The following is a 6,947-nucleotide window of genomic DNA, read 5'->3' on the forward strand; positions in this document are numbered from 1 at the left end:
GAAGGATGGTGCCGCACGTGACCACACCGGCCGCACAGCGGCGTCCGGTACGCATCGCCAACTGCTCGGGTTTCTACGGGGACCGTATCGACGCCGCGAAGCAGATGGTCGACGGTGGCCCGATCGACGTGCTGACCGGCGACTACCTCGCCGAGCTGACGATGCTGATCCTGTGGAAGGCCCGGCGTCGCGACCCCGAGGCCGGGTACGCCCGCACCTTCCTCACCCAGCTTGAGCAGGTGCTGGCCACCAGCCTGGAACGCGGCATCAAGATCGTCGCTAACGCCGGCGGCCTCAACCCCCGTGGCCTGGCCGAGCAGGTGACCAAGCTCGCCGCGGGCCTTGGGCTCTCCCCCCGCGTCGCCTACGTCACCGGTGACGATCTCGTGGGCCGCATCGACGAGCTGCAGGCGGCCGGCGAGCCGTTCGTCAACCTCGACACCGGACGCAAGCTCGCCGAGCTGGGCGTGCAGCCGGTGACCGCCAACGCCTATCTCGGCGGATGGGGCATCGCCGCCGCGCTGGAGGCGGGCGCCGACATCGTCGTGACGCCCCGGGTGACCGACGCGTCCCTCGTGGTCGGCCCCGCGGCCTGGTGGCATCGCTGGGGACGGACCGACTGGGACCAGCTCGCCGGAGCGGTCGCGGCGGGCCACGTGATCGAGTGCGGCCCGCAGGCCTGCGGCGGCAACTACGGGTTCCTGTCGGAGGTCACCGACCGGCGCTACCCGGGATTCCCCATCGCGGAGGTGGCCGCCGACGGCAGCAGCGTGATCACCAAGCACCCCGACACCGGCGGCCTGGTCTCGGTCGGCACGGTCACGGCCCAGCTGCTCTACGAGATCGCCGGCCCTGCGTACGCCAACCCCGACGTCGTCGCCCATTTCGACACCGCCGAGCTGACGCAGGAGGGCCCGGACCGGGTGCTGCTCAGCGGCACCCGCGGCAGCGCCCCGTCGGACAAGCTGAAGGTCGCCGTGAACTACCTCGGCGGCTACCGCAACACGATGACCCTGGTCATCACCGGCCTCGACATCGAGGAGAAGGCCGCGTGGGCCCGCCAGGAGCTGTTCGACATCCTCGGCGGCGAGGACTCCTTCGACGCCGTCGACGTGCGGCTGCTGCGCTTCGACCACGACAACGCCGAGATCAACGCGCTGGCGACCGCGCACCTGCAGGTCACGGTCAAGGACCGTGATCCCGCGCGTGTCGGCCGGTCCTTCTCGAACGCGACCATGGCCCTCCCGCTGGGGGGTTATGCCGGCTTCCACACCACGACACCACCCACCAGCGAGAGCGCGTACGGCGTCTACTGGCCCACGCTCGTCGCCCGGGACGTCGTCACCCAGCGGGTCGTGCTCGACGACGGCTCCGAGTTCGTCATCGAGCACAGCCCGTCGGCGCCGCAGCCCCCGGCCGCCGCGGAGGAGCCCGTGGGCGTGACGACCACCCCGCCGGTGGGCACGGGCGAACGGGTGCGGGTCCCGCTCGGGCGTCTGGCCGGCGCCCGCTCCGGGGACAAGGGCGGCAACGCGAACGTGGGTATCTGGGCCCGGGACGACGCCACCTACGCCTGGCTCGCCGCCGAGCTGACCACGCGGAAGTTCGCCGAACTGGTACCGGAGGCCGCCAGCCTGGAGATCCGCAGGTACGAGCTGGCGAACCTGCGTGCGCTCAACTTCGTCGTCGTCGGGCTGCTGGGGGAGGGGGTCGCCTCGGCGACCCGCCCCGACCCGCAGGCGAAGGGTTTCGGCGAGTACGTGCGTTCTCGCCACATCGACGTACCCGCCGAGCTCGTCCGGTAGGAACGATCTCCTCCGGCGAAGGCCCGGTGGGAACGCGGCGGGGACGTGGCGACGTCGAGTTCGTCGCGACGTTCCCCGCGGTACCGGTAGGCCGGTCGGCTGTCTCACACCGAAGGGCAGACCGGGCGGCGCGCGCCGGATCGCGCGTGCGGCACATGCGGCGCGCTGGCGCGTAAACCGGTATGGGGTGTCGCGGACGGCCCCGGCATGCTCTGGAAGCCATGCCGGGGCCGTCCTGCGTACGGGCCCCGTCCCGCGTACGGGGCCGGGGAGCATGGAGCGGGGCGCGGCCGCGGGCGGGCACGGGCGCCCGCGGGGTTCTCCTGGCGATCTGCTGTGGTCATGGGCCGCCCGGCCGGGTGGTGTCGGGTGGGCCGACGTTCCCGCCCGGCCGGACGGCCCGTACTCATCGGGTGGCCGCCGCTCCTTCGGCCCGTGTTTCCTCAACGGCTGACCCTTCGGTGTCGCCGTGCGCGCTCGAGAGGATCTCGACCGTGCCGGCGGTGCCGTCGACCCGTACCCGGTCGCCGGTCCGCACGACGCGGGTGCCGGCCCGGGTGTTCACTACGCACGGGATACCGAGCTCGCGTGCCACGACGGCGGCGTGGCTGAGCGCCCCGCCGATGTCGACCACCAGAGCCGCGGAGATGAACATGATCGACGACCAGCTCGGGTCGGTGGTCGGGGCCACCAGGATCTCGTCGGGTTCGACGTCGGCGAAGGCGGGGTCGGTCACCACCCGGGCGACGCCCTCGACCACGCCGCTGCTCACCCCGATCCCGCTGATCACCCGTTCCCCCGACGGGTCCGCCGCGGGGTCCGCCGCCGTGACGAGGGAGGGCTGTGGCGACCCCTTCCACTCACCCGGAATGGTCACCTGCTGGTACTGGGCGCGGCGCTCCCGGCGGCGGGCCACCAGCGCGGTGGTGTCCGCCGGCAGGGTCGCCGGTGAGTTCGTCCACGGTCAGGTGGAAGACCTCCTCCGGGTCCGCCAGCCGCCCGTCCGCGGCGAGCAGCGCGCCGATCCGGCGGGCGCAGGCCCGGGCGACGTCGAAGGCCTGGAGAAACGACCGTTTCGGCACGCCCCGCAGCGGCAGCCGGGCGGCGGCCAGCCGCAACGCCGTCCGCGCGGCCGGCCGGCCGGTGACGGGCAGCGCCGCGACGACCTCCCGCTGCGCCTCGGCGAGCTGAAGGCGGCGGGCCTGCTCCCGGGCAACCGGATCCGCGGAGTCGTCCCGCCTGGCGTAGTCCTCGATGATCTTCCGTAGCGGGGAGTCGTCCTCGCGCCACACCCGGCTGGACAGCTCGCCCTCGAACGGTCCGTGGAAACCGTGCCGACCGACCACGTCCTCGACGGTCAGCTCGCCACGGGAGGCCCGCCAGATGTCGGCGACGACCGCCATCTCGGCGCCGCCGACGCCGCCGAGGGTGGCGATGTCCCCGACCCCGGCCCGTTCGACGATCTTCCGCAGCGTGTCGTAGAGCGGCTGCATCGTGCTCAGGATCAGGATCGACTGGAGGGTGACGGCGTAGTCGTGCCGGCGGGCGGCGTCCTGGAGCAGGGCGAGCAGGTCGGCGTGCCCGAGCTGGTCCACCCGCGCCAGGCTGGCGCGCCACCACTCGTCGGTCTCCCGCGCGAGTTGCCGCGCCTTCTTCGGCGCCGTCGCGAAGGTCACGGGAAGCCGCCAGGCCACGGACGGGTAGCGCCGTGCCGTCGGAGCGAAGGCAATGTCCTCGGGAACCCGGCCGAGGATGCTCGCCACCGCGTCCGGCCCGGTCGTGCCGGGCATCCGGTCCCCGAGCAGGGCGAGGAACTCGGCCTGCATGGCGGGCCTGCCGTAGAAGATACGGATGTACCGCTGCGAGACGTCCGCCGGTACCCGGCTCTCGGCCCTGGTCAGCCCGCCGATCGCGCGGGCGGCCTCCCGCGGCGCGTGTTCGACCACGGGGGACCACAACGACCAGCTCAGCGGGGTCAGCATCCCGGGCATCGCCTCCCCGAGGTTGGACGTCGACCAGTGCAGCTCCGGGGCGCTGGGGTCGTGCAGCGGGTCCCAGTCGTCATACGGGTCGACCACCGGCGCGGTGGCCGTCGGCGTTGTTTCGGCGGGCTGTGCTGTTTCGGCGGGCTGGGCGGCCGTGGCGGGTGGCGCCGGCCGGCGGCTCCAGACCGTTTCGGGCCTTGCCTGCAGGGTGAACAGCTCCCGCTGCCCGTCGGCGTCGGCGGGGCCGAAGGCCCACTCGATGTCCACCGGGAACCCGAACGCCTCCTCGACGCGCCGGCCGACGCCCGCGAGCGCGACGGCCTCCTCCGTGCGCAGCGACGGCGTCTTCTGCAGCTCGGCGGGGACGTCGGTGAAGAGCAGCGCGTCGGCCTGCGCGTCGAACCGCCAGGCCTTCTCCTTGGGGTTGATCTGCTCGGCGGTGAGGGTGAGGGTCTCCTTGGCGACCCAGTAGCGGTCGGCGGTGACGTCCCCGCGCACGACGGCCTCCCCGAGGCCGAACGCGGACTCGATGTAGACGCGTGACCGGTCGCCGGTCGTCGGCTCCAGGGTCATCAGGACGCCGGCGGCTTCGGCGGGCACCATCGTCTGCACGACCACCGCCATCGCGACGTCCTCGACGGGCACCCCCAACCGGGCGCGATAGCCGATCGCCTGCGCGGTGAACAGGCTCGCCCAGCAGTCGAGCACCCTGGCGACGACGTCGTCGGCGCCGCGGATCCACAGGTAGGTCTCCTGCTGACCAGCGAACGAGGCGTCGGCGGTGTCCTCCGCGGTGGCGCTCGAGCGGACCGCGACGGGGATGCCCTGCTCGTGATCACCATCGGCGGCGGCCGACCCGTGGCCAAGTCCGGCGTAGGCCGCCCGCACCGCGGCGGCGACGTCGGACGTTATGACCGTGTCGACGAACAGCGCGCGGATCCGCTCGGAGACCTCGTGGTCGCCCGACGGGGTCCCGGCCCCGGCCAGCAACTGGTCGATCCGCGGGCCCAGGCCGGCGGCGGCGACGCCGGCCCGGTAGGCGTCCGTGGTGACGACGAAGCCCGGGGGGACCGGCAGGCCCTGGCTGATCAGTCTGCCCAGGCCACTGGCCTTCCCGCCGACCAGGGCCGCGACGTCGTCATCGGCGCAGGACGCGAGCGGGAGGACGTGGACGGGGGCCTCTGGTCGTTCGGGCGCGACTGGCACCGGGGACATCACTGCTCCAAGGGGCTCGATGGGTGGAGGGTGGGCTTCCTTGCGAAACTGTGTATTCCTCGCGAAGCCGGTGTCGAGAGGGATCCGGGGCCATGTCGAGGCCGCTGGCCGACGTTTTCAGTTGTCCGTCCGCGCCGGGGCGTCCGTGCGGGCCGCGGGCGCCGCTGTCGCCGCCGCTGGGCCCTCCCGATGGTGGGTTCGGGATGGTTTGGCGAGTTCATGATGGTTTGGTGACATCGGGCGGTCAGGTTACTCCAGCCGCTGGTCACGGCCGGCGGGCAGGTCGTATCCGGTGGATCTTCGCTCGTGCGGATCGGCGCTGGTGGCGGCCGGGGCTCGCCGGAGACGGCGGACGGCCCGGCACACGGTGATCGGCCGGCCGGCGGGCCGTACGGGTGGCGTGTCGCCGGGCGGACGGCGATCCCGGGAACCCGGTTTCCGGGACATCCGTTGCTACTACCATCGCGGCAGCCGACCAGTGTCTCCACTGACGATGTCTCCGCCGACGACGCTGTCCGCACTGACGACGCCGCTCCGCCGGATCAGCGGGCAGCGCGCCGGTAGGCGTCCGCGGTGACGGAGAACCGGTGGTTTCCGGTGAAGGAGAAGATGTCCAAACCCAGCGCGAGGAAGCTCGGCCGCCCGCCAGGATCGAACGGGGCGGTGACCCGGGGGCGCATCCTCCGCAGCGCCCGGGCGCTCTTCAGCACTGTTGGCTACCGGGACGCGACCCCGGCGGAGATCGCCGAGGACGCGGGGGTCACGCGGTCGACCATCTACCGGTACTTCCCGTCGAAGTCAGACCTCTACGCCGCGGTCTTCGAATCGATGTATCCCAGTGTGATCGACCGGATGAGGACACAGACGTCCGCCCACACCGCCCTCGTCGACCAGGTGGCGACCGTCTTCCGCGTGTGCGCGGCGCTCAACCACGAGGACCCGACGTACGCCAGGTTCGCCATCACCTCGCTGGTCGACGGGCTGCGTTATCCGGAGCTCACCAACCAGGCCCGCGAGCAGATCGGCGAGATGCGCGACTTCTTCCTCGTCAGTGTCGATCGCGCGATCGCGCGTGGCGAGTTGCCCTCGGACGTGGATTCGCGGGTGATCGGCGATATGCTCGTCGCGATCCTGTGCGGCATGGGCTTGTTCTCCGCGATCGTCGGTACCGAGCGGGAGACGGACGACGCCACCGAGATGCTGGTCCGCTTCCTCGCGGGTGAGCTGTCCGCGGCATCCGGCCGGGTGCTCACCACCGATCCGGGCCCGTGAGCGTGTGGTAAGCAAGCGGGCGTGAACGAACGCTGACAGTTCTCGTGCCGCCCAGCCGCCTGGCGCCGTACGGCGCGTCCGGCCGGACAGCGGCCGGGGATTCGCCTGGCGTGGCCGGGGATTCGCCCGGCGGCCGGTCGGCGGCCGGCATGCGCCGTCAGGCCCGTGTGGCTGGAACCGGCCGTCGGTACCGCGGGTGCGGCTCGCGCGAGACGGTGCCTGTGCGAGACGGTGCGTGACCGGGCAGCCGGGTTCGAGGCGGGTGATGGTCGCCCGTTCCCGCCGGACCGGTGGAGCTGATCCGGCGGGAACGGGCGACCATGCCCTTCTGGTCATGCCCTCCTGGCTATGATCCCCTGGCTGTGGCCAGGGATCGGAGCGCTCCTAAACGGTGAGTTTTCCGATGCGGTTACCGGTGAACTCGCCGAAGTAGATGCTGTTGCCCCGCACCGTGAGATCGCATGGCCCGCCCAGCGGCGTGGGCAGCGGGATCGGGGTGTAGGTCTTGGTGACCGGGTTGTAACGTCCGACATTGCTGCCGAGAACCAGGCCGCCTTCGGCCACGTACAGGTTTCCGTCGCTACCTGTCACAATGGGGCCCGGCAGCGGACGCAGGTTGAACAGCGAAACTATTGACTTCTCTGTGATCGCGTGGGTCGCTGGGTCGTAA

The 6,947-nt window shown here is 72.0% G+C and carries 4 protein-coding genes and 1 pseudogene; 2 read left to right on the forward strand and 3 right to left on the reverse strand.

Annotated elements, in window-relative coordinates:
- Window positions 1-5: 5 nt before the first annotated feature.
- Window positions 6-1,805, forward strand: coding sequence for an acyclic terpene utilization AtuA family protein (locus CM1CMNOD_RS09500; RefSeq protein WP_050803757.1), 1,800 nt, complete (start codon window positions 6-8; stop codon window positions 1,803-1,805).
- A 406-nt stretch (window positions 1,806-2,211) separates the two neighbouring features.
- Here CM1CMNOD_RS09500 and CM1CMNOD_RS22385 read toward each other — a convergent pair whose 3' ends face one another.
- On the reverse strand, window positions 2,212-2,682 hold the full coding sequence (locus CM1CMNOD_RS22385) for a PEP-utilizing enzyme (protein WP_202797691.1): 471 nt from the start codon (window positions 2,680-2,682) through the stop codon (window positions 2,212-2,214).
- A complete protein-coding gene (locus CM1CMNOD_RS09505; protein WP_013873446.1) occupies window positions 2,666-5,005 on the reverse strand; it encodes a PEP/pyruvate-binding domain-containing protein in 2,340 nt (779 codons plus the stop codon). Before CM1CMNOD_RS09505 ends, CM1CMNOD_RS22385 begins: the two co-directional genes overlap by 17 nt.
- Window positions 5,006-5,614: 609 nt before the next feature.
- Here CM1CMNOD_RS09505 and CM1CMNOD_RS09510 point away from each other — a divergent pair.
- The gene (locus CM1CMNOD_RS09510; RefSeq protein ID WP_131773949.1) at window positions 5,615-6,277 is read left to right on the forward strand and encodes a TetR/AcrR family transcriptional regulator; all 663 of its coding nucleotides are present in this window, start codon (window positions 5,615-5,617) and stop codon (window positions 6,275-6,277) included.
- 384 nt (window positions 6,278-6,661) lie between these two features.
- On the opposite strand, the pseudogene CM1CMNOD_RS09515 reads toward CM1CMNOD_RS09510, so the two are convergent.
- A pseudogene (locus tag CM1CMNOD_RS09515) lies at window positions 6,662-6,947 on the reverse strand (hypothetical protein); the annotation flags it as partial.

It is taken from the genome of Protofrankia symbiont of Coriaria myrtifolia, assembly GCF_900634755.1.
GTDB classification, from domain to species: Bacteria; Actinomycetota; Actinomycetes; order Frankiales; family Frankiaceae; genus Protofrankia; species Protofrankia coriariae.